The following is a 24521-nucleotide window of genomic DNA, read 5'->3' on the forward strand; positions in this document are numbered from 1 at the left end:
TTTAAACAGAAAGGCCGCCCGAACTCGGGCGGCCTTCTTTTGTAATCGGATGGGTCAGTTGAGCGGGATCGAATTGCCCCCCTTGCTGGCCTGGTACTGCGCGGACAGATCATCATACTTGCGCGCGATCGAAGCGGCCCGCTCCTGCAACCTCATCCGATCAGGTTCCGGTTGCTGCGCAATCAGCTTGTGGATCGAATAGCTCTTCCAGAAGGCGTTTTCGGTGTTATAGCCGCCGGGCTCCAGCGTGAAGACCTCTTTCAGGATCTTCAGGTCATGCGGAATGGCGAAGGCATCGCGGGAATCCTCATGGCTGAAGAAATAGTAGAAATTGTCGAAGCCGGCCCAGGTGATCGCCGAAAGGCACATCGAACATGGCTCATGCGTCGACAGGAAAATAAGATCGCGGGAATCCGGGCGCTTGTCGCCATCGACCTCGTAGAATTGCTTCAGCGTATGGACTTCGCCGTGCCAGAGTGGATTTTCCGTCTCGTTGTTGGTTTCGGCCAAAACGACCGACAGATCCGATTTGCGCAGGAGCGCCGCGCCGAAAATCTTGTTTCCGGCCGCAACGCCCTTCTCCGTCATCGGAATGATTTTTTGTTCCATTGCATCGAGCAACGCGTCGAGCACCTTTGTGGTTGAAGTTTCTGATGGCATTTTTGGTCTTTCTTTTCGGGTTGAAACGACCTGGTCCGGGCCCTGAATTGGGCCCGGACCAGGTTGCACTGTTAGACCGGGAACAGGGCGAACCGCACGACAAAGAGGATAGCTACGAGCCATGTCGCGGGATGGATCGAGCTTACGCGTCCAGTCAGCGTCTTCAGCACGACATAGCTGATGAAGCCGAAGGCGAGACCGTTGGCGATCGAGTAGGTGAACGGGATCATCAACGCGGTCAGGGCGGCCGGCGTCGATTCAGTCACGTCGCGCCATTCGATGTCAACGAGCTCATGCATCATGAGGCCGGCGACATAGAGCAGCGCAGGCGCCGTTGCGTAGCCCGGCACGGATGCAGCGAGCGGCGCAATGAACAGGGCAGCAAGGAACAAAACGGCGATCGTCAGTGCCGTCAGGCCTGTACGTCCGCCAGCCTGAACACCGGACGCGCTCTCGACATAGGCCGTGGTACTGCTGGTACCAAGAAGCGAACCGGCAACGATCGCGGTGCTGTCGGCAAAGAGAGCGCGGCCAAGATTGTTCGGTTTGCCTTCTTCGATGAGGCCGGCGCGTTTGCTGACGCCGATAAGTGTACCGGTGGCATCGAAGACTTCAACCAGAACGAAGACGAGGATGACCTGCAGGAAACCCGTATGCAGTGCGCCGAGAACATCAAGCTGCAGGAATGTCGGCGCAAGGCTCGGCGGAGCCGAGAAGACGCCCTTGAATTCGCTGACGCCGAGCAGCACCGACAGGACCGTCACGGCGAGAATGCCGATGAGGATCGATCCACGTACCTTCATGGCGTCAAGCGCGGCAATGATGAAGAAGCCGAGAATTGCAAGCAACGTGCCCGTTGCGCCGAGATGACCCAGCCCAACGAATGTTGCCGGATTGGCAACGACGATGCCGGAGGTCTTAAGGGCAATAAAGGCAAGGAACAGACCGATACCGGCGGCGATCGCGCTGCGCAGCGATTTGGGAATGCCGGCGACGAGCCAGCTGCGCACCCCGGTTACCGTCAGCAGCAGGAAGATACAGCCGGAGATGAATACGGCGCCGAGCGCCTGCTGCCAGGTGAAACCCATGGCCCCGACCACCGTAAAGGCGAAGAAGGCATTGAGACCCATGCCCGGCGCCATGCCGATCGGCCAGTTAGCGACCAAGGCCATGACGGCAGAGCCCAAGGCGGCCGCGATACAGGTCGCCACGAATATGGCGTTGCGGTCCATGCCAGTCGAGGACAGGATCTCTGGATTGACGAAGATGATGTACGACATCGTCAGGAATGTCGTGATACCGGCCAGCACTTCCGTGCGCACGGACGTGTTGTGGCCTTTGAGCTTGAAAAGCCTGTCGAGCATTGTTCCTCCCCTTGGCAAAACGCCGAGTCTCCGGCTGCCGCCCGGTGCGTTATGCACCAGAAAGCATGGCATCCGTTCTAATTTTCAATAGTTCTCCACTTGAAAAAATGATTGTCGTGCACTCCTCTGCACGCGCATCATTCTCCCGGTGTCGCCACCGCAAAGCCGATTGTGCGTTTTTCGCACAATGGATGCTAGGTGCCCATTCCGCATTCATTTGCGAAACACCTTCAATAAATTCTTGATTTCGAAAGCCAAAGAAAATGCCGTCAGCCCTGGAGATTCGAGGCTCGTTCAGCGCGTTGCCACGATGAACAGGCGTGGGAAAGGCAATAAGACCGTGCCATCGCGCATCAGGGGATAGTGTGGGGCGATGCGCTCCCTGTACTCCTCAAGAAAACGCAAACGCTCGTCTTCGTCAAGCGCCGCAAGATAAGGACGCAGGCCCGAACCCTTAAACCATTCGATAATCCCATCAAGACCTTGCAGGGGATGATGGTAGGTCGTGCGCCAGATATCGACGCGTTGCGCCAATGGCCGCAACAACTGATAGTAGAATGAGGCGTCGCCAACCTTGGTGCGGGAAAGATCGGCCTGCGCCATCTTCTTGGCCCAGGCGCCCTCTCTCGCCACCTCGCGCATCGCCACGTGAGTGGGTTGCTCGAGGTTGTCGGGCATCTGCAAGGCCAGCGAGCCCCCCTCATTGAGGAAGCCGAGCAGCCGCGGAAAGAGCTGGTCGTGATCTGGCAGCCATTGCATGACGGCATTGCCATAGAGCAGGTCAACCTTCTCCCCGGGTTGCCAGGCGTCGATATCGGCCACGGCGAATGACAGGTCCGGAAGGCGACGTTTTGCCTGCTCGATCATTTCCGCAGACGAGTCGATGCCGGCAATGACCGCACCCGGATATCGCTTGACGAGGAGCTCGGTCGAATTGCCCGGACCGCAGCCAAGGTCCACTGCCCGCTTTACGTCCTGATTGGGAATAGCGGTCAGCAGGTCATTGGCCGGGCGCGTACGCTCGTCTTCGAATTTCAGATACTGGTCTGGCGACCACACAGCCTTGCCACTTTTGGCGCCTCCGTTTCAAAGATTCGACTGCAGGATATCCGAAGGGTCCCGGGATTACAGCCATTATCGATCAACAGGCCGGAACCGGCTGGACAAGCTCAGCAAAACAGAATCTCATTGCAAACAGAAGTTGTAGAAACCGGGATGGAAGCGGCGATGACGCATAAACGGATTCTGTCGATTATTTTCATTTGCTTCGGCGTTCTCGCCTGGCCCGCTTATGCTGCTGCCTATACCGCCTATACAACGGGCAACGTGAACATTCGAACGGGTCCGGGCACCGGCTACGCAAAAGTCGCGACTCTCGCGCCAGGGTTGCGGGTCGATGTTCTCGCTTGCGAAGGAAGCTGGTGCCGCGTCGGCTATCAGGGGCTGCGCGGCTGGCTGTCGGCCAACTACATCGATCGCGCCGTTTCGACGCGTCCGCCGGCAGTCGTCATCCAGCCGACGATCGTCGTCAGGCCGCCCTACCGGCCTCCATATTATCGCCCGCCCGCATACCGTCCGCCGCCACCCTATTATCGGCCTCGGCCGAACTGCCGGATCGCGCCGGGCTACCCCTGTCCGTAATGTAAGCGACCGGCTGGTCGCGCTGGCGGCGCATCAGGGTTTATTCGACTGAAATCGCATAAAAATTCTCGACCCGCTGTCGGGATTGGCGTTACCTGTTCGTCATCACTCAGAGAGGAACGAACGCGAATGCTCTACGCCATTTTTTGCTACAATCCCGAGGATGTCGTCGGCGCCTGGACCAAGGAAGAAGACGACGCCGTCATGGAGCGGCTTGGCAAAGTCCAGGACAAGCTCAGGGAGCAGGGCCGGCTCGGCCCCGTCGCGCGTCTTTTACCAACGACTGCGGCAACGACGCTGCGCAAGGGCCGTGACGAGCCGATTATCATCGACGGCCCATTTGCCGAGACCAAGGAGCAATTGCTCGGTTTCTACATCATCGAGTGCGCATCGCTCGAAGAGGCCATCGACACGGCGAAGGATCTTGCCGTCGCCAATCCGGGCACGGGTTCCTACGAAATACGCCCTGTCTCCATCTTCCGGCCCGGAGTCGATCTGACATGAGCGAAGGGTGCTGGATCGACGCAGCATTGACGGCCGCCCGCCCCCAGGCGGTGGGTGCGCTGCTGCGTTATTTCCGCAATCTCGATATCGCCGAAGAAGCCTTTCAGGAGGCATGCCTGCGTGCCTTGAAAAACTGGCAGACGAACGGGCCGCCTCGCGATCCCACAGCCTGGCTCATATTCGTTGGCCGTAACAGCGCAATCGATGGCGTCAGGCGTCAGGCGAAGCAACAGCCGCTGCCGCCCGAGGAATTGCTGTCAGACCTTGGCGACCGCGAGACCGCGATTGCCGAGAAGATCGACAATTCCGACTATCGCGACGATATATTGCGACTTCTTTTCATCTGCTGCCATCCCGATCTTCCGGCAACCCAGCAGATCCCGCTCGCCTTGCGCATCGTTTCCGGGCTGTCCGTCCGGCAAATTGCGCGCGCATTTCTGGTTAGCGAGAGCGCCATGGAACAGCGCATCACCCGGGCGAAATCTCGTATCGGCAGCGGCGACGTGCCGTTCGAAACACCAGGCCCCGTCGAGCGTTCCGAACGGCTCGCGGTTGTTGCCGCCATGGTCTACCTTATCTTCAACGAAGGCTATTCGGCTGGCGGCCATGAGCAGCAGGCGCGTTTCCCGCTCTGCGATGAGGCCATAAGGCTCGCGCGGCTGCTACTGCGCCTCTTCCCGGCCGAACCTGAAATCATGGGGCTCGCCGCCCTCCTCCTTCTGCAAAGCGCGCGTAGTGCCGCCCGCTTCGACGCCGACGGCGCGGTCGTCCTTCTCGAAGATCAGGACAGGAGCCTGTGGAACAGCAAGATGATCGCCGAGGGCCTCGCATTGATTGACAAGGCGATGCGCCATCGCCGCCCCGGTCCCTATCAGATCCAGGCGGCCATTGCCGCGCTGCATGCGAGGGCCGCGCGGGCCGAGGACACCGACTGGACGGAAATCGACCTCCTTTACGTCGCGCTCGAACGGCTGACCCCTTCGCCAGTTGTTACTCTTAACCGGGCCGTCGCTGTGGCGAAGGTAAAGGGGCCGGAAGCCGCGCTTGCCTTGATAGAGCCGCTGGAGGAAAGACTTTCAGGCTACTTCCACTTCTTCGGCGTCAAGGGCGGCCTGTTGATGAAGGTTGGACGCACCAAGGAAGCACGCGAAGCTTTTAATCACGCAATTTCGCTGGCGAATACGGCGGCCGAAGCGGCCCATATCAGGATGCATCTCGACAGGCTAGCCGAAGGCTAGACAATCTGTTTCAGTTGCTGTCGGTTTGGCGGCTTTTCGTTCGTCCTTGAGATGAGGTTCATCAATCAAGGAGAAGTCCCATGGACGAGAGACATGCAGTCGAGGCGGCCATCGAGGCCTGGTCCAGCGCCATAACTGCCAAGGACGCCGCAAAAGTTATTTCGAACCTGACCGACGACGTCGTACAGTTCACCCTCGCACCGCCGCTCCAGCACAAGGGCAAGGACGCGGAAGATCTTGCAGGCTGGTTCGACACCTGGGAAGGACCGATCGGCGGCGAAGCGCGCGATACGCGCATTGAAGTCGGCGGCGACGTAGCCTTCGCAACGAGCCTCGTGCGCATGACCGGCACCAAGACTGACGGCCAGAATGTCGATCTCTGGTTCCGCCAGACCCTTGGCCTCATCAAGCAGGAGGGTACCTGGCGGATCACCCATGTCCACAGCTCAGTACCGTTTTACATGGACGGCAGCATGAAGGGCGCTTTCGACCTTAAGCCGTAAACGCCATCAAGCCATGTCGATCGGGGTCTTATGCGCCTCGATATCATGCGGGACGATGGTCTGGCGCTCGACCATGCGATGCACGCGCGGATTGTCTTCGCCGCGATGAAGCTTGCGGATACGATCCCAGATCTCGGCATCGGCGTGCGTCCGCCGCTGGTTGTGGCGGACATACTCGACCCAGGTAGGGGTGTGGTAGCTCTCGGTCCACACTTCTGGATTTTCGAGATCGCGCATCAGCGCCCAATGGCCCGCGCCATCGCGAATGCGCACGCGCCGCCGCTCGGCCATGACGCTAAGAAACTCCGGAACGTCTTCCTCGGCAATGATGTAGTCGATCATGATGACGATAGGGCCGCTGCGCGGTTTCAGATCGAGTGCCAGCAGGGGCTCGCTGAAGCGGTTGAGCGGATCGAGATTGAGCGTCTTGAATTCCGGCAAGGCATAGCGGAGGCCTATGGCGGCACCCGCAAGCATGATGACGCTCGATGCGAGCAGCGCCTTGTCGGCCCCATATTCACCGGCCATAACACCCCAGAGCCAGCTGCCGGCAGCAATTCCGCCGAAGGTGGTGGTCTGGTAAAGCGACAGGGCGCGTCCTACCACCCAACGCGGCGTCGAAAGCTGGACGGTGACATTGAACAATGAGAGCGCGAGTACCCAGCAGGCGCCCGCAGCAAGAAGGGCTGCATTGGTCGGCCAGGCGGTCGGGCTTACGGCTGCAATGGCGGAGCTCACGGCAAATCCGGCAAAAGCAATGCGGACGATTGCTTCGCTCGACAGGAACTCGCGCAGCCGCGCGCTGAGGAGCGCCCCGCCGATGGCGCCAATACCGAACGATCCCAGCATGACGCCGTAGACGAGCGGACCGCCGCCCACCAGGTCACGCGCGACGAGCGGCAACAGCGCCAGCACGGCGCTCGCCGAAAAACCGAAGATGAAGCCACGGAAGATTACCTTGCCGATATTGGGCGACATCGCAACGTAGCGCAGGCCCGCGGAAATCGCCCGCCCCATCGTCTCGCGCGGCAAGGTATTGGGCGGGTATTTCGGCTGCCAGCGCATCAAGGCGAATATGATCGGAAAGTAGCTGACCGCGTTGACGGCAAAGGCCGCCGCCGCGCCCGCTGCGGCGACGATAACGCCGCCGACCGCCGGGCCGACGCTGCGCGTAATGTTGAAACCCATGCTGTTGAGCGCGACGGCGCCCGGAAGATCGTCGCGGGGCACCATATCGCCGACGGATGCCTGCCACGACGGATTATTGAGCGCAGTTCCGCAACCGAGCAGGAAAGTGAATGCGAGGAGGAGCCAGGGCGTGATCAGTCCGAGATAGGCGAAGACCGTCAGGAGCACGGAAATGACGACCATGAAGGTCTGCGCCACGATCATGACGGCACGGCGATTGAAATTATCCGCCAGTGCACCGGAAATGAGCGAAAACAGCATGATCGGCAGGGCGGTCGATGCCTGAACGAGTGCGACCATATCGACCGAACTCGAGATCGTGGTCATCATCCATGCGGCGCCGACCGCCTGAATGAGTGATCCGAAATTCGAGGAGAGATTGGCGATCCAGATCGTGCGGAACGTTTCGTGTCTGAACGGCGCAAGTGGCGATATTCGGTCTGGCACCTCGAATGCTTCCTGTTTGCGGTGATGGCTCGTAGTGCCCTTATAGGCGAGCCTGCCGCGAATTCCAGTTCTTGCGAACGATGAGTGCGTTCAACTTACGTTTTCGGTCTTAAGGAAGTGTGGGTGAGACTCGCCCTTCCTCTCCCTTGTCGACGGGGACGGCGCCCAAATAAAAAAGGGACGCCGCATCAATTGCGAACGTCCCTTGAATTCGATTGAGCACTGCACTCATCATCTACGGTGCAATTGCTGCTTTGCGCGCCCCTCGTTCAAATGGTTTCCCCATGGCGAGCCTCGTCCCCGTCGGATCGGTGCCACCTGGCCACCCGGCTCTCCGCCAGGTCCCCACTGGTTTGGCGCAGCACCTGATCCAACAGGCTCACCATGAGGAAAGTCGTCAATGCGAAGAAAATGCCGAGGCTAAACATCACGCCACCTCATCATACATCGCGTTGATCTTGTAGATTGCTTCCGAACGGTTCGTGACGCGCAGCTTCTTGAGAATATTGCGGACATGAACTTTGACGGTGTTCGGTGCAAGGTTCAGCGTATACGCAATTGACTTGTTCGCCTTACCGAGCCGCAGCACCTGAATGACGTCCTCCTCGCGCGGTGTAAACATCGCCCCCCGCTTGGATTGGTAGCGCCTCGTCCCCAGGATGCGCTGGATATCAGTCAGATTTTCGGCCGCAACAAACACACCCCCGGCCAACGCCATCGAAATTGCTTCCATGCAGACCGATATGCCGGCATTGCCTGGAAGATAGCCCCGTGCCCCATGCTCGAGAACGGTCAGTATTTGCTGGAAGCCGCAAATATCGGCCTGGACGATGACCGGTGCGTTCGGGAATCTCAGCACCAGTTCCTCGATTTCGAGCACAATCGAGTTATCCATGAATCTTGAATCGTCGACACACACGAGAATGGCTGAAAACTCCGAGGCATCGAAGTCTTCGATATCATTCACCGAGCCGAAATTGACGATATGCAGGCCGAGCCCATTCGCAAGGAGACCCCAGGAGAGGTGCTCGCGAGAGAGCACGCGCCCGTCGATGATGGCAAGCGACTTTTGCGGCCGTGGATTTTCCGAAGCGATATGCAGCGTGGCACGACGGGCAGCTGTACGTCGGTCGGCAATTGGCCTGCCATCCGGTATTCGCTCATACGTGATTCCTGACATGATACTCACCCCTAAAACTTACTCACTGATTTTCCATCAGTTGTTTGTAACTCTAAGTTGTACGACATGATTTACTGCGATGGCCGGTCGACCTCTTGAGCACTTTTCAGCCGGCCACGGCTTACTCCACTTTGGTGTCCGTTCCTTCACTTGCCTGAATGTTTCAGGGAGCGAATTGTCTAACGGAAGCCCATAGTTGTCGATTTTCCGGCAAAGCGCTTCACCCTGCGGGGTGAAACAAAAAAAACTGCAAATTTTTTGTTTGAAAGAAGGTTTAAAGGCCTTCCAGGCCTGCAACCATCCGGATCAATTCGACCTGGTTGGCGGCATTGGTCTTGGCATATAAGCTCTTGATTTGCGACCTGATCGTCTCTCGGGAGAGCCCCGCCTCGGCGGCGATTTCATCGGCCGTCCGGCCGCCGATCAAGCCGTTCAAGGCCCTGACTTCGGCACCGGTAAGCGCATACATTTCGCGGAACTCCGCAAGGTCGAATACGCGTGGCGTCGTGCGTTGCGGCTCGAGAATCACCACGACAGTCGGCCCCTCGAAGAAGAAAGAGAACCTGTCCTTCTGGACATGGATCAACGTCACCTTGACGTCATCGACCTGAAAACTCGCATATTTCGGCTCGTGCGACGTGCGATCGAGCATCTTCTGCAACATGGCTTCAGCATCGTGCGAGGCGATGTGCAGTTTCCCCAGCGCGGAGGTGCGCACACAGTTTCCCTGCTCCATTATCTTCTGCGCGGTCTCCGAGGCGGACTTTATCCGGGAACTGTCGCCGACGATAATCAGCCCGACATCGATGGCGTCGAAGGCAAGACCCCGGGCTTCCTTGCTGAACCTGTTGAATGAACGGTTCTGATAATATTTGAAGACCCTGTTGAGATGCGGCGCCAGTCGGGTCAGCAATTCGGCCGCTTCGGCAGTGCGCTCAGTTTCTCGCTCGCTGGTTAGAATGCTTAAAAGAAAAGACCGCCCTTCAGTGCGAACGATCGTTACACCCACTGCAGATTCGGCGCCGGCCGGCACAAGAAAGTCGCTATAGAACTCGGTCTTCACCAGCCGGTCATAGGGCAGCATCTGTTCCGCCGTTACACCGATACCGATCTTGCGGTTCGCGGCCCTCGGCATCCACGGATTGATGCGGCAGAAATAAGTGTCGTACTGGTTGACCTGCTTGGAGGTCATCCCGGAGGTCAATGACAAGGCGCCAGTTGCCTTGTACTGATCATGATAAAAGAGGGTTGATTTGCCGTCCGGAAGGGTCGCCGCAAGCCGATCGAGAAAATGCTGCCAGCTGGTTTCACCCAGGAGGGAAGCATATACGAGGTCAATGAACTCGTCGTCGATAAGCTTCAAGTCGTGCTTCATCCCACTTTGCCGCTGAACTGTCTTATCTTGCGCGAGTATAGCGCTGCGAGAGAATTTTTCCACAGCAACCCTAGATAATCGGAGCAATGGCTCCGATGCGCCAACTTGCTCCAAGACCGCGGGAACTCCGTACGGACAAAGCCGATTAGCTAAATATATAACCCCAACTGATTACCGATTAGCCCATTATTTGGTTCGACTGTCAGTATATTTTCTCATAACATTGATAGATCAAACGCACTACGATGTATTATTTGAGACAAACGAGCGTACATCCCATATTCAACCTGTAGCTGTAAATATTCCACAGATTATTTCACAGCGCAAGGCGGTCCCGTCCCGCCAACGACTTCTAGCAGCATCGCAAGATAATCTTCATTCATCTCGCGGAGAGCGATTCGGCCGCCTGTGCTTTGCTGCGACTGCCATTCGAGGGGGAACCAACATGGCATTTACGGATAATTGCGACATCTTCGCCTCGTTTCATGAAGATGCGTTCAATGCAGTGATAGGACACGTCCGCCGGCAGCGGCCGTCATTGTTCAATTATGCTTCGCTTGGCGTCATCGCCAATCCTGGGCTGCTGTGCCGGCAAATCGATGCGCACCCTGTCGTTGCCCAACGCAACAATCCACTGATGACGCGCATCGACCCCCTTCAGATACCGGGCACCAACTTCGCCATGGAACTCGCCGTTCAGTTCACCGAGGCCAAGATCGACTTTCACCCAGGCAAAGGGATTGCCTTACCCCCGGAACTCGGAAAGCTCGCGCCGCAACGCTTCGCAATGGCGCTCGGGGTATGCCTTGGTCTTGGCTGCCCGCGTGATTTCCCCGTCGACAGGCTTATTGATCCTCCCAAGGACAAACCCGACCGTGACGACAAGGGCCGGGATCCGGTACCGCCGCGACCGCTGCCCGTACGCAGCCTGATGTGCTTCTGTCTGGAAGTCTTCGCCGTGGGCGGCGTGCGGATCCGCTTCTACAACGGCAAGCCCTACCTGGAGCCGTTTCTCGACCGGATCGAGATCGTCGATATCCGCCCCGACGAACTCGAAGCGATACTGGAATGCTATCTTGAGATGATGCTGAAACTCGGCCTTATCCCAAAACTTCGCATCCTGCTTGAACGGGCGCCGCTGGAAATCATCAAGAACGTCGTGAGCGTCGTCGTCAAGCCAACGCCGATCTCGGCGGCGGTTCCGAACAATCCGGCGATCGAGGACGACCAGTTGAAGGCATTCATCAACCTGGAGGTGATCTGAAATGGCCAACCTCACCATTGCCGCTTCCGAAGCGAGCTTCGTTCGCCTCTTCAATGCCATCCGCGACAACTTCACCTTCGCGGACGCCGACAGCGCCGACTTTGGACCTTTCACCGCAAGTTATGACGTCGCCTTCCACCTTGAGAACGGCAATGTCGATCTTCGCGGCGACAATACGGTCAAGATCGACGAACTCGACATCAAATGGGACAAGCTCGACCTGTCGCTTGGCATCGATATACCGAGCATCTGTATTGGCGGCTGGTGCATCATCCCGACGCCATTCGGCTGTGCCCTTCGCCTGCCGAAAATCTGCATCTTCGACGACGATCCCGATATCGCCATCACGCTGCCGCTTGGCGGGCTCGTTTCGGAAGTGTCGCTGACCGGGCGCCTTGTCATGCGCCATTTTGACAACCCGGCGCGCCCACCCGGGATGAACGCCTGGGATGCCCAGGACGCCGTACCTTCCCTGGCGAGCGAATGGCGCCTGTTCTTCCATGATCCGATTGTCGATATCGACCCTATCGATGTGGGTGACACCGTCGGCGACTTGCTGGAGGCAGCGGTCAACGCAGCGGTCGACAACCTTCTCTTTTTCCTTCCCGGCTGGGCGAGGGACATCGTGAAGGGGATACTCGGGCCTGTCGTCGATCTCGTTCGGGCGATCCTCGACATTCCCGACGATATTCAGGAATGGATCTCTGACCTTCTGAATGTCAGCTTTGGACTGCTCGACATCATCGCCCAATTCATCATCGACTATTTCGGCGACAAAACTGCGCTGACGGCGATCGAAGACCCCTACCCGTTGCTGCCGGAAACCACCAACCCGAACAATTTCGGTCCTTCCATGCTCATACTCGTCAAGATCCCGATCCGGAAACTCAACGTCTTCAACAACGATGTCGAGATGATTCTGGAAGCAGATATAGGATGAAACGATGTTAGCGAACCTCAACCGGCAATTGTTCGAGGCCACCGTTTTTGACAGCGGGGCGCTTGGGCTCACCACCAGCATTGTCCATCAGTTTACGGTCGCCGGGGTCTATTCGGCAACCGTACGCAAAGACGGAAAGCACATGGGAAATGTCAGTTTCGAGGTTCGCGACGATGCGACCTCGATGCAACTCGACATTGATCTCGCCAAGACCCAGCAAGGCTCGAAAGATGGCTGCTGCTGCGGTACGGAAGCCGGGCAGCCTGTGTCGTCAAAGGGCTATGTCGTCTTTCACACGACTGCCGGTACGGGATGGTCGGTCCATGTTGGCGAAGGCAAGCAGGCGAGCTTTGACAGCACACGCCTGACGAAAGGCGACATTTTTGCCCTGACGCTGCTCGAGCCAACCAGGTACGGCATCGAGAACAAACTCGGCAGTGCCAAGGGTTCTGTCACGGTGGAGTTCACCAAGGGTGATGCGAAACGCTTGAGCGAACTCAAGCCTATCATGGTGACGGCCGGAAAAAAGTTCGACCCCGAGAACTTCAAGCTGATTGCCACGCAAGGGCTCGTATTCCGAATCGAAGCCGATGCCCGTATCGTCATCAGCCGCAAGGAACCGCGCAAGGCTGAACCTGACAAGGGGCGCATCCGCTTTCAACGGCCGCGTATCGTCGAAACCCGGCCGGCGCGGAAGGCTTCATAGTATCGTCCGGAGGCTAGCGCGCGCTGCGATACAGGATCTCGCCCTTTCCCGACACGGAATTGTCGCCCGCATATTTCCCCGGCCTGTTGCCAAGCAGGGGGCGGTCGAGGATGCCTTCCGCGATGAGGTAGCGGTCGAAAAGGCCGGAAAAAGCGATATCCGGCCGCCCACAAGGGATGAAGGTCGGCGACAGTGCCTCGGGGTGGCGATCGAAGAGCAACGAGCCGCGCTTCATAAGGTAGCCCGGCATCGCCCCGACCTTGCCCGTAACCACGATGGTCCCTGCGATCATGCGATAGCCCGGATGATCGCCGCAGCCCTTGGCGATTGCGAGCGTGCCACGACGCAACCGGTCGCCGGCGTAATTGCCGGCCCTGCCCCGAACAATGAGGACACCGCCTTCCATGCCTGCGAGTTCGCCGGCAAGCGGTGCGGCAACGTGATTGCCGGCGTTGCCCATAAGTTCGATTCGCCCGCCAGCCATGCCAGATCCCAGATTATCGGCAGCGTTCCCTTCGATCAGCAGCGATCCCCCGGACATCTTGCGGCCCGCCTGGCTCCCGACATTTCCAACAACGCGCAGACTGCCAGCACCCATACCGGCCCCGACACGGTCGAACCGGGCGCTTCCGCCCTCGACGATGAGGTTTTCGGCATCTTTTCCGGCCAATTTGAACAGGTCGCCGACGACGGCCGGTTTGCGGCTTGTACCGACGCGCAACCTTTCAATCTGTGCGAGCGAGAGCCCTGATATGCCTGTTGGCGTAAGGACGGAGAGATCGAGGCGCTCCTCGGGCTCGGAAAGCAGGGTGAAGGTCATGGCTTTCATGGCAACAAGTCCTTCAGATGATAGTGAAACTTGCCAAGCTTGCCGCCATAATTGCCAGCGCTGATCCGCAGCGCTCCACGCTTCGGGCCAAGATCGATCGCCGCCTTCAGTCCGGCGCGCATCGCCGCGGCAACTGCATCGCTGGTTTCGCCGTCAATGACGATCTCCAAAACCGCGTTGACGTCCGCCGTGAGTGAGGAATTCACAACGCCGCGCAGCGTCGGCGCAAAAGCATCGTTGGTCGAAGCCATCATGCCCTTGTATTTCCCGCCGACTTTCGAGCCGGACCGAACGATACCACCTGGGAACGGCATGATTGCACCCGGCACTTTTTCGATGGCGGCGACCGCTTGCTCGGCGGCATGCAGCGCCTTGGCATTATCCGCCCCAAGGAAAAGCAGGTTGCCGCCGCCGACTGCATTCTTGGTAAGGCCCGTCGTCGCTTCGCAGAGAAATTCGCCATCCATGACGGGCACGCGCCAGTAGTGGCGGTCGCCGAACTTCTTCGAGATCTGCCAGCCGTCACCGAAATAGCGCAGCGAATTGCCAAGATCGAGCCGCGCTGATCCGTCGAGCGCGGCGAAACACGCGCTTCCCGGCGAGGTCAGCACGCATTGGCCGAGCCGGGTTTTGAGCTGCTTCTGCAAATCGTCAGTGCTCATGGCGAAGATCATGACGCGGCAGCCCGGCCGGCCATCCGGTGTTTGGTTCTCCGGCACGTCCATATCGATGGCAGCCTCACAACCGCAGCCGATCACGGAGGTCGCAAAGCCGGTCATGGTGATCGCTGCCTGGCGAGCCCACTTCAGGGTCGGCGCTGTAATGAGGATTGCGGTGGCCCGCATGCCGAAGGCTTCGGCAAATGTATCGTCGATGACGACCCCATTGCGGCTCAGCTGTTGCATGAGACCTCCGCAAACGGCTCTTCGCGGGCAATCGCGGTATCAGCAAATGTGAACCACTCCAGGGACAGGCCGTAGCGCTCGTCGTGATAGTCCCGCATGCGTTTTACCATGGCCTTGTCCGCCGGCGGATTGAGCCGCAACGCCTTGCCCCAACGGTATTTCGTCACCTTGCCGTTCTTGACGACCAACTCGCCGTTCTTGAAGACGAGCGCGGCTTCGCGGAACATCTTCGCGATGTCCTTGCCGCGCCGGTAAACGGCAATATCGGCGATCGCACCCGCCGCTAGATGGCCCCGATCCTTGAGGCCGAGGAGCTTTGCCGGCGCGGCCCGCGTCATGATGGCGATCTCCTCGAATGTGTATTCGCGCCGAACCGAAGCCAGCGTCGTCAGTTCCAATGCCCCGGCATTTAGCTCAGTCGCCTTGGCGTCGCGGGCCTCGGCACTCATCAGCAGTTCGAACAATTCCGGATAGGCGGTAAAGGGCGCACCGTTGGGATGGTCGGTCGTAAAGAACACGCGCCACGGATCGGTAATCAGGAGAAAGAGCTCGAGCCCTACCGCCCACTGCAGCGAGCCATAGTAGTCGTGCTTGTAGCGATAGGGAACAATGCCGCCACCGCTATTGCCGTCACCGTCGATAATGACGGATTTCTTAGGGTTTGCATTACCGAGTGCCGAGAACTGGCGCATGACGTCGGACGAAATCGTCACTGTCTGGCCGAACATCACCTGGCCGATATCGATCGTCACGTCGTGGTTGCCGTTGACAAGTTCCGCGAGCCGCGCGGCCTCGGACGAGAACTTGCGCTTGCCTTCGGTCCCGTAGCCGTAGAACTGCAGGTGCGCCAGATGCAGTGGCGTGCCTTCGGTTGCGGCAATCGTCGCCGCGGCCGTGTCGGCACTCCCGGCTATGCCGAGATTGTTGCAGTGGACATGCAAGGGATGCGGAATGCCGAGCCGCGTGACCGATGCCTGCAGCGCCTTGACGATGCTGCGCGAGGTCAAACCATATTCAGGCACGACGTCGTCGAACGAAAACGATCGCACGTTATCCTTGAAGGCAGCGGCGGCGCCGGCATTGATTACCTTGACGCCCAATGCACGGGACGAACCGACGATCCAGGCAACATAATCGTCGAGCATCGCCGTCGATTTTTCATCGCGCAGCAGCGAAAGGGTAAAATCGTCATTGCCGAGAATGGCGAGCGTCGCCTTGTCGATGATGGGTATGTCGGCAAGCTCAAGATGCGTGTGAAGGGCGGTGCTCGGGGCCATGGCCGGCTCTACGACCGTGGTAAAGCCCATCTGAGCGTAGAGGCACCCGGTCTGATAGGTCGACCAGCCCGCATTGGAAAGCGGGGTGTGTGCCGGGCGTGGCTGATGTGCCGCGTGTTGCTCGGGCAGCAGCAGACGCGCCGTATTCACATTGCCGCCACCGATATGCGAGTGAATATCGATGGCGCCTGCCATGACGATGCAACCGGATAAGTCGTGCGTTTCGTCTGCTGCTCCGCCCTCGGGAGCCGCCACAATAACACCGTCCCTGATCCACAGGTCACGGCGGCCACTTGTACCATTGACCGGATCGACCACGTCTCCCCCCGCGAGACGGATCAGCATGGCAGACCCTTTCGCCCGGGAAGAACAAGCGCAAGCTGCTGCAGCACGCTTGCTATGCTCGGCAATTCGGACGGTGCCGAAGCTGTCAGCGAATGGAACGTGCCGATCCTGCTTGAGAAGGCAACCCCGTCATGATCGACTCCCGCCCTGCCGACCGATATCGTCACGGCAGCTCCTTCCGTCCGCTTTTCCGTCCGGCCCAAGGAGACCAGTCCGATCCTGCCTTTCGGCGGCATTGTTCCCCGTGCGGACACCCAGACGTGAAGGTCCGCTTCCTTGTCGCGAACCATACGCTGGGTGTCCCATCGCACGGGGTCATAGCTTGGGAGGCTATCGGAAAATCCTGTACGGGGTGGAAAACCGGTCATCCACAGTGATGTGAGGGCGGTACCCCAGGCATCATCGTCCGTGGGAAGAAACAGACTGCTGGCGCGACCTTGCTTGTTGAGGTCGGCCACCAGTCCCTGGAGCATGGCAAGGTCCGGCGAATTCATAGTGCCGGAAAAGACAAAGACCGGAAACCGGCTCTTGCCGAGCGCGTTCTTCAGGCGATCGACATTTGCCAGCGAACCAGTCTGATTTCGCCCCAGCAAATCCGCGCGCAGGGCAGCGAGCACGCCCGCAAGCCCGAGGCCCTCCCCGCCGATCGCAACGGATCTGAGCTTGCGATGGAGGCGACCCGCGTCCGAGGTGGGCTCCAATGCGCCCTCGACATGAAACCAGGCCCGCTTGCTGCAATCGCCGAGATCAGGATTGGATCCTGCTAGATGGAGCAGGAGTTCATGATGGGCAACAGGGATGTCCCCGACGAGAACGATGAGGCTGGAACGGCGCCGCGTCTCACCCGGCGTCGTGATCATGGCGCCTTGATCGGCGAACAGCGCCACCTCCCTTGCGAGCGTGTCGCCATGGATATGATCGAAGGCGCCGCCTATCCTTTCCGCGAGTGCAATCGCACTGCGCGTACCATGCACATCCGCATCTATGGTGAATACTGGACAGCGGCTTGATACCAGAAGCTTTGCAACATTCTGTATCGCATCCATCAAGGATACCGGCTGGCTGCCAATCCATGCAACCGACATATTCCGCATCTTTCTGGTGCCAAGATTAACTTAGCTACTTCTTTTTCGATTGTGAACCCTGACGCCAGGCAAAAATCACGCGGTCAATCGTCGTATTTTACATAGGCAAAGCGCTGGTCTGTTTGCGGCGTTCCTTCGAGCGATCCCGTCTCCTTGCCTGGTTGCCACTGGACCACACTTTCGATCTTCTTGGCGAGTTCGAAATCCTTGTCGGTAATGCCTTTGGCCGCGTGATTCTGGAGGAGGACCTCGACCCAGGCATAGGATGCCTTAAGATCCGGATGATGCCATGCGGCCTCCGCGAGATGCCCGATCGTGTTGATGACCATCAATGTCGACTTCCAGCTATGCGTCTTGTATTTGCGGCGAATCCAACCGTTCTCGTAGCGCCAATATGGCAGTTCATCCTTGAGCTTTGCGACGATTTCGCTTTCGGAATAGACGCGTTCCTTGATCTTCGGTTCATCGGTCATTGGCATTCCTCCCTATTTCGTCGCGCATCGCGCTTGCGCCGAGTTCGAAAGACGATATCATAGCGGTGGGCCCGATTTTTGAGATTATGTAAAGAATAAGCAAATGTCGGATTCCGTCACTATCAAAGTCCCGGCCCGCCTGCATCTTGGCTTTCTCGATATTCCCCGCTCGCCGGACGATCGCTTCGGCAGCATTGGCCTGCCCATCGAAGACATTGCGACGACATTGACGATTGCACGTAGCGCCGAGACGCATGTGGCCGGTGACGAACAGGCGCGTATCACCCAGCACCTCGAAGCGCTCTGCACACATCTCGGCATCAAGGCGCACCACAGGATCAGCATCCAACATGCGATCCCGCCCCATATCGGTCTTGGCTCCGGTACACAGATTGCCCTCGCCGTTTCAGCCGCATTGCGCACTCTCCACGGACTGCCGCTTGAGCCAGCCAACGACGCCGTGCTCTTGAAGCGCGGATCGCGCTCGGGCATCGGGATTGCGGCGTTCGATGAAGGCGGCGTCATCATCGACGCTGGGAAAGGCGATACCAACCGGGCACCGACAGTTGTTGCCCGTTTCGCATTTCCGGACGCCTGGCGCATCATTCTCGTCTTCGACAATGCTGCCCATGGCATCCACGGCGACGCCGAGATCGCTGCTTTCCGTGCACTTCCTCTGTTTCCTGTCGCGACATCCGCTTCGATCGCACGCACCGTACTCCTGGGGATCATGCCGTCACTGGTCGAGCGCGACCTTGCTGCCTTCGCGCGCGGGATTGCGTCCATCCAGACCGAAATCGGTAGCTATTTCGCGCCGGCCCAAGGGGGCGTTTTCACGAGTCGCAAGGTCGAGGCGACATTGCACCGGCTCGCCGACGCGGGCGCCCTTGGCATCGGGCAAAGTTCCTGGGGTCCGACCGGATTTGCCTTTGCACAGACGCAAGCCGAGGCGGAACGTATCGTCAGCGCCATTGTCGGCCGCGCACCCGGCACGACGATCCAGATCGTTGCCGGCCGGAACGCGGGCGCGGAGATCACGCACAGCGCCCTCAATCTCGCCAGAGCTTGAAATCATGGGCGCCACAGCCAGAAAGGAGCGGGCACGATGAGCCGCAAGACGATCCTTCACATGTTGACGCCACTCCGGCACATGAGCCCGTTCGATGTGAATATGGCGCTCGATGCCGGTTTCGATGCGGCAATTCCCTATACGGATGTCGGCCTCGCCGATATCGGCAACCTTGTTCAGGATGCGATTTTTTCCCGCCCGCCCGATGCCGGCGTCGCAACCGGCATCTTCATCGCCGGCAAGGATGCGCCGCTCGCGCTTGACATGCTGGGTGCAGCAAAAAAAGCCATGGTTCCGCCGTTCGAGATATCGGTATTTGCCGATCCGGCAGGATCGTTCACCACTGCGGCTGCCATGGTCGCCAAGGTGGAAAAGGCCCTTATCGAACACCATGATCGCGGCCTCGCCGGAACGGCTGTTGCCGTGTTTGGCGCAACCGGGGTCGTCGGCTATTGCACGGCGGTGATCGCCGCCAGCGAAGGCGCCAATGTTACCATCGTTGGCCATGACGGCATTGATCGCGTGACGGATATCGCAGCGTCGATCAAGGAGCGTTTCGGCGTCGTGGTCGAGCCTGCTGACGGCTCGACCGATGCGTACAAAACCGCCATCGTGCGCGCAACAGAAGTGGTGCTCGCCGCCGCCAAGGCCGGCGTGCAGGTCCTGTCAAAGGCGCAACTCGGATCGGCAGGCGGGCTGCTCGTCGCCGCCGACGTCAACGCGGTACCTCCGGCCGGCATTGAAGGGCTCAAGGTCAATGCCAATGGCGAACCGCTCGATGCGACACAGGCTGTCGGCATTGGTCCACTCTCCATCGGCAACGTCAAATACAAGACGCAGGCTGGTTTGTTCGAACAGATGATCAAGGCAAAGAAGCCGGTCGTCTATGATTTCCGGGACGCTTTCACACTTGCTCGCGAACTTGCCAAATAATGCCGCGATCCTGATCGCCGCGATATCCGGGCGCTCGCTGGCGGCCGCCGCTCGGCGCGCCGGTCTGCGGCCACTGGTTGCCGATCTTTTCAACGATGCCGATACACTCGAGCTTGCTGAACGGGCCGTTAAGCTTCACGGCAGCCTTGAGGCCGGGATTGATCCGCATGCAATCGTCGAGACCCTTGCCGGACTTGCCGGTGAAGCCCAACCAGTCGCGCTGGTTTACGGATCGGGGTTCGAGCGCCGACCCGAAATGCTGGAAGCAATCGCCAAGACGTTTTCGCTTGGCGGCAATGCGGCCGACACGGTCCGGCTGGTGAAAGAACCCGCCAGCCTCGCAAGCCTCTGCCATGAGTTTTCCATCCCACATCCGGAGATTCGCTTCGACAATCCCTTGGAAGCAACGGGCTGGCTGACAAAACTAGGCGGGGGAGCAGGCGGCTCACACGTCAAGCGTTTGAATGGGCATAGTGCCATCCAGCCCCCCCTATCGGTGACGGAGGGGAGCAGTTTCGAACACGATGGCCCGCAAACGGGACACTATTTCCAGCGCTTCGTCGAAGGCAAGAACCTTTCAGCGCTGTTCCTTGCAGATGCAACGACGGCTCATATTGTCGGCTTCAGTCGGCAGTGGCCATCGCCACATCCCAATGCGCCGTTTCGCTATGGCGGCGCGGTGCGGCTGCGCCGCTACGACCGTGGCAGGGCTTTACAAATTGAGGCTTGGCTCTCGGCCCTGACGCAGCGCGCCGGCCTTGTCGGTCTGTGCAGCGCCGATTTCATCGAGGCCGAAAACGGTCTCAGTCTCATCGAAATCAATCCCCGCCCGGGGGCAACGCTCGATATTTTCGACAGCGACGCAACGCCGCTGCTGCGTGAACATTTGCGTGCAGTAGCGGGCGCTTCCATTACGGTTCCTGCCTATCGCGGCTCGGCCGCATCGGCCATCGCTTACACCAATAGGCCAATCAGGGCCTTTCCGCCGGTCGACTGGCCGGCGATGACAGCCGATCACCAGACATCCGGAACTGCACTCAGTGCGGGGGATCCGGTCTGCACCGTGTTTGCGTCGGCGTCCTCGGCAGTAGCAGCCGAGCGCGCCGTAAGGCACCGCGTCAGGGCGTTGGCGATCAATTGGGAGGAGGATTTCGCATGAGGGACGGTCATGCCTATCTGAACAGGAATGCACAGCGCCTCGCTGACGCGATGATCGAAGACGCCGATCGGCTCGGGATAAGCCATGGTCGCGGCAGCCTCGGCGAACACTTGATCGACGCCGGGGCCAAGGCTCGCGGGGGAATAGAGGCCGGCCTGCGCATTGTCGAAATCTGCATGGGCGGGCTTGCCACCGTCTCGGCCAGCCTCGATCGCAGTTTTGGCAAATGGCCATACACAGTAGACGTGCGTTCGTCGCAGCCGGTCCTTGCCTGCCTTGCCAGTCAGTACGCCGGGTGGAACCTCTCGCACGAAAAATATTTCGCCATGGGGTCCGGACCGGTGCGGGCTCTCGCTCGAGTCGAGCCGTTATTCAAGGATATCCCCTATCGCGAGCCCGAGGCGCAGTCTTCCGTGGTGATGCTTGAAGCAGCGACGCCACCACCGGCGGAAATCGTCGAAAAAGTTGCGAAGGCGACGAAGCTCGACCCATCGCAATTGACCTTCATCTATGCGCCGACGCAGAGCCTCACCGGTTCGATGCAGATCGTCGGGCGGGTCCTCGAAGTCGCCCTCCATAAGGCGCACGATCTCAACTTTCCGCTTGATGCCATTGTCGACGGCGCGGGACGGGCTCCAATACCTGCCCCGCATCCGGACTTCTTGAAAGCCATGGGCCGCACCAACGACGCCATTATCTACGGCGGCATCGTCCAGCTTTATGTGCGTGGCAGTTCGCAAGCGGCCCGCGACCTTGCCGAGCAGCTGCCGAGCCACCGCTCACGCGACCATGGCCGGCCGTTCGCCGACATATTCAAGGCATTCAAAGGCGACTTCTACGCAATTGATCCGCATCTCTTCAGCCCTGCCGAGGTGATTGTAACCGCAATCGAAACCGGCGATACGTTTCGCAGCGGCAGCCGCGATGATGAAATGCTCGAGCAATCCCTGGGGTGAGACGACTATAGATGCCAGAAACGATACTGATCCTATCCGACCGGGCCGATCGGCAGGTCAGACAATTGCAGGCTTCGCTTGAGCGTCTCGGCTTCAGTATCCTCACCTTGCACCTTGCCGATATCGCTTTCGATACCCGTTTCTCCTCGGGACTTGCGATCCCGGGATTGAACGGCGCTCTGCCTGCGGGTGTCATCGTGCGTTCGATATCATCAGGATCCTTCGAGGCGATTACCCGAAGGCTTGGCATCCTGCATGCCTTCGCGCAAATGGGCGTTCCGGTGTGGAACTCGGCCAAGGCAATCGAGCGCTGCGTTGACAAATCGACGACCACCTTTCTGTTGGCGCATGCCGGTCTGCCGACGCCGCAGACCTTTGCCGTCGAGAACCTCGCCAACGCGCGCGACGTTGCCGAGCGCGAGCTTGGGCACGGCCCCCTGGTGCTGAAGCCGCTATTTGGATCGCAAGGCAAGGGCTTACGCCTCATCAGGAGCGTCGAAGACCTCCCCCAGCCCGAGGAGGTCGACGACATCTATTACCTGCAGCGTTACGTTGCGCATTCGGGACCGCCCTTTTCCGACTACCGGGTTTTTACATGCGCGGGTGAGGTGCTGGGCATGATGGCGCGCCGCGCCGACGGCTGGATCACCAACATGGCCAAGGGCGCCAAGGCCGAACCCGTCATCGGTACCGTGCGCCCGCTCCTCGAAAGCCTGGCACTCGCCGCGTCTGCAGCCATCGGCACGGACTTTGCCGGCATCGATATCGTGCCCGCCGCCGATGGCCGCCTTCTCGTCCTTGAGGTCAACAGCATGCCGGCCTGGACCGGCTTGCAATCGGTCGTGCCGGTGCGCATTGCCGATCGTATCGCCAGTGCCCTCGCCGCCCGCATCGCTCCTGCACTCGATGAAAGGCCCGCAGCGTGAAACCGACACGGGAGCAGATAAGGCGTGCCTATATCGATGCCTGTTATCACGAGATCGACGCGCTCAAACCGGGAAACGTGCATCGATTTGCCGACGGCCACAAGATGAGCGCCGCACAGTTCTTCGACAGCGCGCAGGCCTCGGCAACCTCGATTGCGGACCCTGAGCTTGCCATTGGCGCGCGCATCCTTGGCGCGATCAGGGCGACGCGGCAGAAGGTTGAAACCAACACCAATCTCGGCATCGTTCTCCTTTGTGCGCCGCTGACACAAGCTGCGGAGCGCGGCGGCGCAGACCTGCGCGCGAACCTTGATGCCGTGCTTGCGGCGCTCGACATCGAGGACGCGCGCAATGCGTTCGCTGCGATCGTCCTTGCGCAGCCCGGCGGTCTCGGTTCCGCCACCAGGCATGACGTGGTAGAAGAACCCGCAGTCACCCTACTCGAAGCGATGCGCGAGGCAGCCGACCGTGACATGATTGCCCGCCAATATGCCACCGGCTTTGCCGATATCTTCAGCGGCGGATTTGCCGCGCACGCTGCCGCTGTCCAAGCGGGCGAGGAGCAGATGTGGCCCGTCGTTTTCCTCTATCTCCATTACCTGTCGGCCTTTGCCGATAGTCACATCGCTCGCAAGTTCGGTGCGGCGCGCGCTGAAGCAACACGCAAGAAGGCGGCGCATATACTGGAGCGTGTCCACGCTCTTAAGGACAGCACTGAACGGGAGAAACTGCTCCTCGCCTTCGATGCCGAGCTCAAGGATGAAGGCATCAACCCGGGCACGTCCGCCGACCTCACCGTTGCAACCCTTTTTGCGCTACAACTCAACTTGGTCTTGCATATTCCCTAGGTAAATGATTGAATTTCGTCAGTGGATTTCATCCGCTGCTATCTGGCCAACCGACCCCCAACTCAAGGGTGCTGCGAACAAGGATAGCTGTCCATCGAGCGTCGTGTCTCGAGGTGCGGCAACTTTGGACGAACCATTTGGGACCACTATAGGGAGGAAATAGGCTGTGGCGAAAATCAATAAAGTTATGGTTGGCGAGTCGCTGGTTGGCGACGGAAATGAAGTTGCGCATATCGATCTTCTGATCGGGCCGCGTGGCAGCGCCGTTGAGACGGCATTCTGCAATGCGTTGACGAACAACAAGGATGGTTTCACCTCCCTGCTTGCCGTCATTGCTCCGAACCTCGCATGCAAACCCAATACGATCCTGTTCAACAAGGTTACCATCAAGGGCGCCAAGCAGGCCGTCCAGATGTTCGGACCGGCACAGCATGCTGTTGCCAAGGCGGTTCAGGACAGTGTTGCCGACGGAACGATCCCTGCGGACGAAGCCGACGATATCTTCATCTGCGTTGGCGTTTTCATCCATTGGGAAGCAGAGAGCGACGCGAAGATCCAGGACTACAACTATCGCGCCACGAAGGAAGCTATCCAACGCGCAGTAACGGGCAAGCCGACGGCCGCGGAAGCAACCGCCCAGCGCGATTCCGTGAAGCACCCCTTCAGCGCATAGACAAGAGACAACCCCGCACAGAGCGCGCCCTCT

25 protein-coding genes are annotated in these 24521 nt (G+C 59.2%); 14 read left to right on the forward strand and 11 right to left on the reverse strand.

Annotated features, from left to right (window positions below; all coding sequences use genetic code 11):
• Positions 1 to 54: 54 nt before the first annotated feature.
• From GF108_RS21240 to tam, 3 genes are all read right to left on the reverse strand, one after another.
• Positions 55 to 660, reverse strand: coding sequence for a deaminase (locus GF108_RS21240; RefSeq protein WP_153670338.1), 606 nt, complete (start codon positions 658 to 660; stop codon positions 55 to 57).
• A gap of 71 nt (positions 661 to 731) precedes the next feature.
• Positions 732 to 2024, reverse strand: a complete 1293-nt coding sequence (locus tag GF108_RS21245; RefSeq protein WP_091924801.1) for an NCS2 family permease — start codon at positions 2022 to 2024, stop codon at positions 732 to 734.
• A gap of 294 nt (positions 2025 to 2318) precedes the next feature.
• Positions 2319 to 3083 carry a trans-aconitate 2-methyltransferase gene (gene tam / locus GF108_RS21250; protein ID WP_370462267.1) on the reverse strand — a complete coding sequence of 255 codons (765 nt, stop codon included), beginning with the start codon at positions 3081 to 3083 and terminating at the stop codon, positions 2319 to 2321.
• Positions 3084 to 3251: 168 nt separating this feature from the next.
• Here tam and GF108_RS21255 point away from each other — a divergent pair, with 168 nt between their 5' ends.
• From GF108_RS21255 to GF108_RS21270, 4 genes are all read left to right on the forward strand, one after another.
• On the forward strand, positions 3252 to 3665 hold the full coding sequence (locus tag GF108_RS21255) for an SH3 domain-containing protein (protein WP_153670339.1): 414 nt from the start codon (positions 3252 to 3254) through the stop codon (positions 3663 to 3665).
• Between the two features lie 129 nt (positions 3666 to 3794).
• The gene (locus GF108_RS21260; RefSeq protein WP_091951744.1) at positions 3795 to 4169 is read left to right on the forward strand and encodes a YciI family protein; all 375 of its coding nucleotides are present in this window, start codon (positions 3795 to 3797) and stop codon (positions 4167 to 4169) included.
• Positions 4166 to 5407 (forward strand): RNA polymerase sigma factor, encoded by a 1242-nt coding sequence (locus GF108_RS21265; RefSeq protein WP_153670340.1) that lies wholly within the window; start codon positions 4166 to 4168, stop codon positions 5405 to 5407. Before GF108_RS21260 ends, GF108_RS21265 begins: the two co-directional genes overlap by 4 nt.
• A gap of 80 nt (positions 5408 to 5487) precedes the next feature.
• Complete coding sequence (locus GF108_RS21270; protein WP_153670341.1) at positions 5488 to 5910, forward strand: nuclear transport factor 2 family protein; 423 nt, start codon at positions 5488 to 5490, stop codon at positions 5908 to 5910.
• 6 nt (positions 5911 to 5916) lie between these two features.
• On the opposite strand, the gene GF108_RS21275 is transcribed toward GF108_RS21270, so the two are convergent.
• The 3 genes from GF108_RS21275 to GF108_RS21285 form a co-directional block, all read right to left on the reverse strand.
• A complete protein-coding gene (locus GF108_RS21275; protein WP_370462268.1) occupies positions 5917 to 7545 on the reverse strand; it encodes an MFS transporter in 1629 nt (542 codons plus the stop codon).
• Positions 7546 to 7972: 427 nt separating this feature from the next.
• Positions 7973 to 8725: a response regulator transcription factor gene (locus GF108_RS21280; RefSeq protein WP_051615243.1), complete on the reverse strand. Its 753-nt coding sequence runs from the start codon at positions 8723 to 8725 to the stop codon at positions 7973 to 7975.
• Positions 8726 to 8999: 274 nt separating this feature from the next.
• Positions 9000 to 10100: a helix-turn-helix transcriptional regulator gene (locus tag GF108_RS21285; protein ID WP_051615245.1), complete on the reverse strand. Its 1101-nt coding sequence runs from the start codon at positions 10098 to 10100 to the stop codon at positions 9000 to 9002.
• A 445-nt stretch (positions 10101 to 10545) separates the two neighbouring features.
• Here GF108_RS21285 and GF108_RS21290 point away from each other — a divergent pair, with 445 nt between their 5' ends.
• From GF108_RS21290 to GF108_RS21300, 3 genes are read left to right on the forward strand one after another with little or no spacing between them, the layout of a single operon-like run.
• Positions 10546 to 11364 carry a hypothetical protein gene (locus tag GF108_RS21290; RefSeq protein WP_153670342.1) on the forward strand — a complete coding sequence of 273 codons (819 nt, stop codon included), beginning with the start codon at positions 10546 to 10548 and terminating at the stop codon, positions 11362 to 11364.
• A gap of 1 nt (position 11365) precedes the next feature.
• Entirely contained in the window at positions 11366 to 12304 is a 939-nt protein-coding gene (locus GF108_RS21295) for a hypothetical protein (RefSeq protein ID WP_153670343.1), read from the forward strand.
• Between the two features lie 4 nt (positions 12305 to 12308).
• Positions 12309 to 13010 carry a hypothetical protein gene (locus GF108_RS21300; protein WP_153670344.1) on the forward strand — a complete coding sequence of 234 codons (702 nt, stop codon included), beginning with the start codon at positions 12309 to 12311 and terminating at the stop codon, positions 13008 to 13010.
• Between the two features lie 13 nt (positions 13011 to 13023).
• Here the strand turns inward: GF108_RS21300 and GF108_RS21305 are convergent, their stop codons facing one another.
• The 5 genes from GF108_RS21305 to GF108_RS21325 all read right to left on the reverse strand — a co-directional run bounded on the left by GF108_RS21305 (position 13024) and on the right by GF108_RS21325 (position 17924).
• Positions 13024 to 13839 (reverse strand): formylmethanofuran dehydrogenase subunit C, encoded by an 816-nt coding sequence (locus tag GF108_RS21305; protein ID WP_153670345.1) that lies wholly within the window; start codon positions 13837 to 13839, stop codon positions 13024 to 13026.
• The gene (gene fhcD, locus GF108_RS21310; RefSeq protein ID WP_153670346.1) at positions 13836 to 14744 is read right to left on the reverse strand and encodes a formylmethanofuran--tetrahydromethanopterin N-formyltransferase; all 909 of its coding nucleotides are present in this window, start codon (positions 14742 to 14744) and stop codon (positions 13836 to 13838) included. Before fhcD ends, GF108_RS21305 begins: the two co-directional genes overlap by 4 nt.
• Positions 14732 to 16366, reverse strand: a complete 1635-nt coding sequence (locus tag GF108_RS21315; protein WP_153670347.1) for a formylmethanofuran dehydrogenase subunit A — start codon at positions 16364 to 16366, stop codon at positions 14732 to 14734. The genes fhcD and GF108_RS21315 overlap by 13 nt, the downstream gene beginning before the upstream one ends.
• Positions 16360 to 17451, reverse strand: coding sequence for a tungsten formylmethanofuran dehydrogenase (locus GF108_RS21320; protein ID WP_153670348.1), 1092 nt, complete (start codon positions 17449 to 17451; stop codon positions 16360 to 16362). The genes GF108_RS21315 and GF108_RS21320 overlap by 7 nt, the downstream gene beginning before the upstream one ends.
• A gap of 83 nt (positions 17452 to 17534) precedes the next feature.
• Positions 17535 to 17924, reverse strand: coding sequence for a 4a-hydroxytetrahydrobiopterin dehydratase (locus GF108_RS21325; RefSeq protein ID WP_153670349.1), 390 nt, complete (start codon positions 17922 to 17924; stop codon positions 17535 to 17537).
• A gap of 103 nt (positions 17925 to 18027) precedes the next feature.
• On the opposite strand from GF108_RS21325, the gene GF108_RS21330 reads away from it, so the two are divergent.
• From GF108_RS21330 to fae, 7 genes are all read left to right on the forward strand, one after another.
• Complete coding sequence (locus GF108_RS21330; RefSeq protein ID WP_153670350.1) at positions 18028 to 18993, forward strand: beta-ribofuranosylaminobenzene 5'-phosphate synthase family protein; 966 nt, start codon at positions 18028 to 18030, stop codon at positions 18991 to 18993.
• A gap of 36 nt (positions 18994 to 19029) precedes the next feature.
• Positions 19030 to 19926, forward strand: coding sequence for an NAD(P)-dependent methylenetetrahydromethanopterin dehydrogenase (locus GF108_RS21335; protein WP_153670351.1), 897 nt, complete (start codon positions 19030 to 19032; stop codon positions 19924 to 19926).
• The gene (locus GF108_RS21340; protein ID WP_246664075.1) at positions 19904 to 21085 is read left to right on the forward strand and encodes an ATP-grasp domain-containing protein; all 1182 of its coding nucleotides are present in this window, start codon (positions 19904 to 19906) and stop codon (positions 21083 to 21085) included. Before GF108_RS21335 ends, GF108_RS21340 begins: the two co-directional genes overlap by 23 nt.
• Entirely contained in the window at positions 21082 to 22041 is a 960-nt protein-coding gene (gene mch / locus GF108_RS21345) for a methenyltetrahydromethanopterin cyclohydrolase (RefSeq protein ID WP_153670352.1), read from the forward strand. Before GF108_RS21340 ends, mch begins: the two co-directional genes overlap by 4 nt.
• An 11-nt stretch (positions 22042 to 22052) precedes the next feature.
• Positions 22053 to 22967, forward strand: coding sequence for a RimK family alpha-L-glutamate ligase (locus GF108_RS21350; protein ID WP_153670353.1), 915 nt, complete (start codon positions 22053 to 22055; stop codon positions 22965 to 22967).
• The gene (locus GF108_RS21355) at positions 22964 to 23815 is read left to right on the forward strand and encodes a triphosphoribosyl-dephospho-CoA synthase (RefSeq protein WP_370462269.1); all 852 of its coding nucleotides are present in this window, start codon (positions 22964 to 22966) and stop codon (positions 23813 to 23815) included. Before GF108_RS21350 ends, GF108_RS21355 begins: the two co-directional genes overlap by 4 nt.
• A 166-nt stretch (positions 23816 to 23981) precedes the next feature.
• The gene (gene fae / locus GF108_RS21360; RefSeq protein ID WP_027232877.1) at positions 23982 to 24488 is read left to right on the forward strand and encodes a formaldehyde-activating enzyme; all 507 of its coding nucleotides are present in this window, start codon (positions 23982 to 23984) and stop codon (positions 24486 to 24488) included.
• Positions 24489 to 24521: the final 33 nt, after the last annotated feature.

The sequence above is a fragment of the Phyllobacterium sp. SYP-B3895 genome, from assembly GCF_009647635.1.
GTDB lineage: Bacteria > Pseudomonadota > Alphaproteobacteria > Rhizobiales > Rhizobiaceae > Phyllobacterium > Phyllobacterium pellucidum.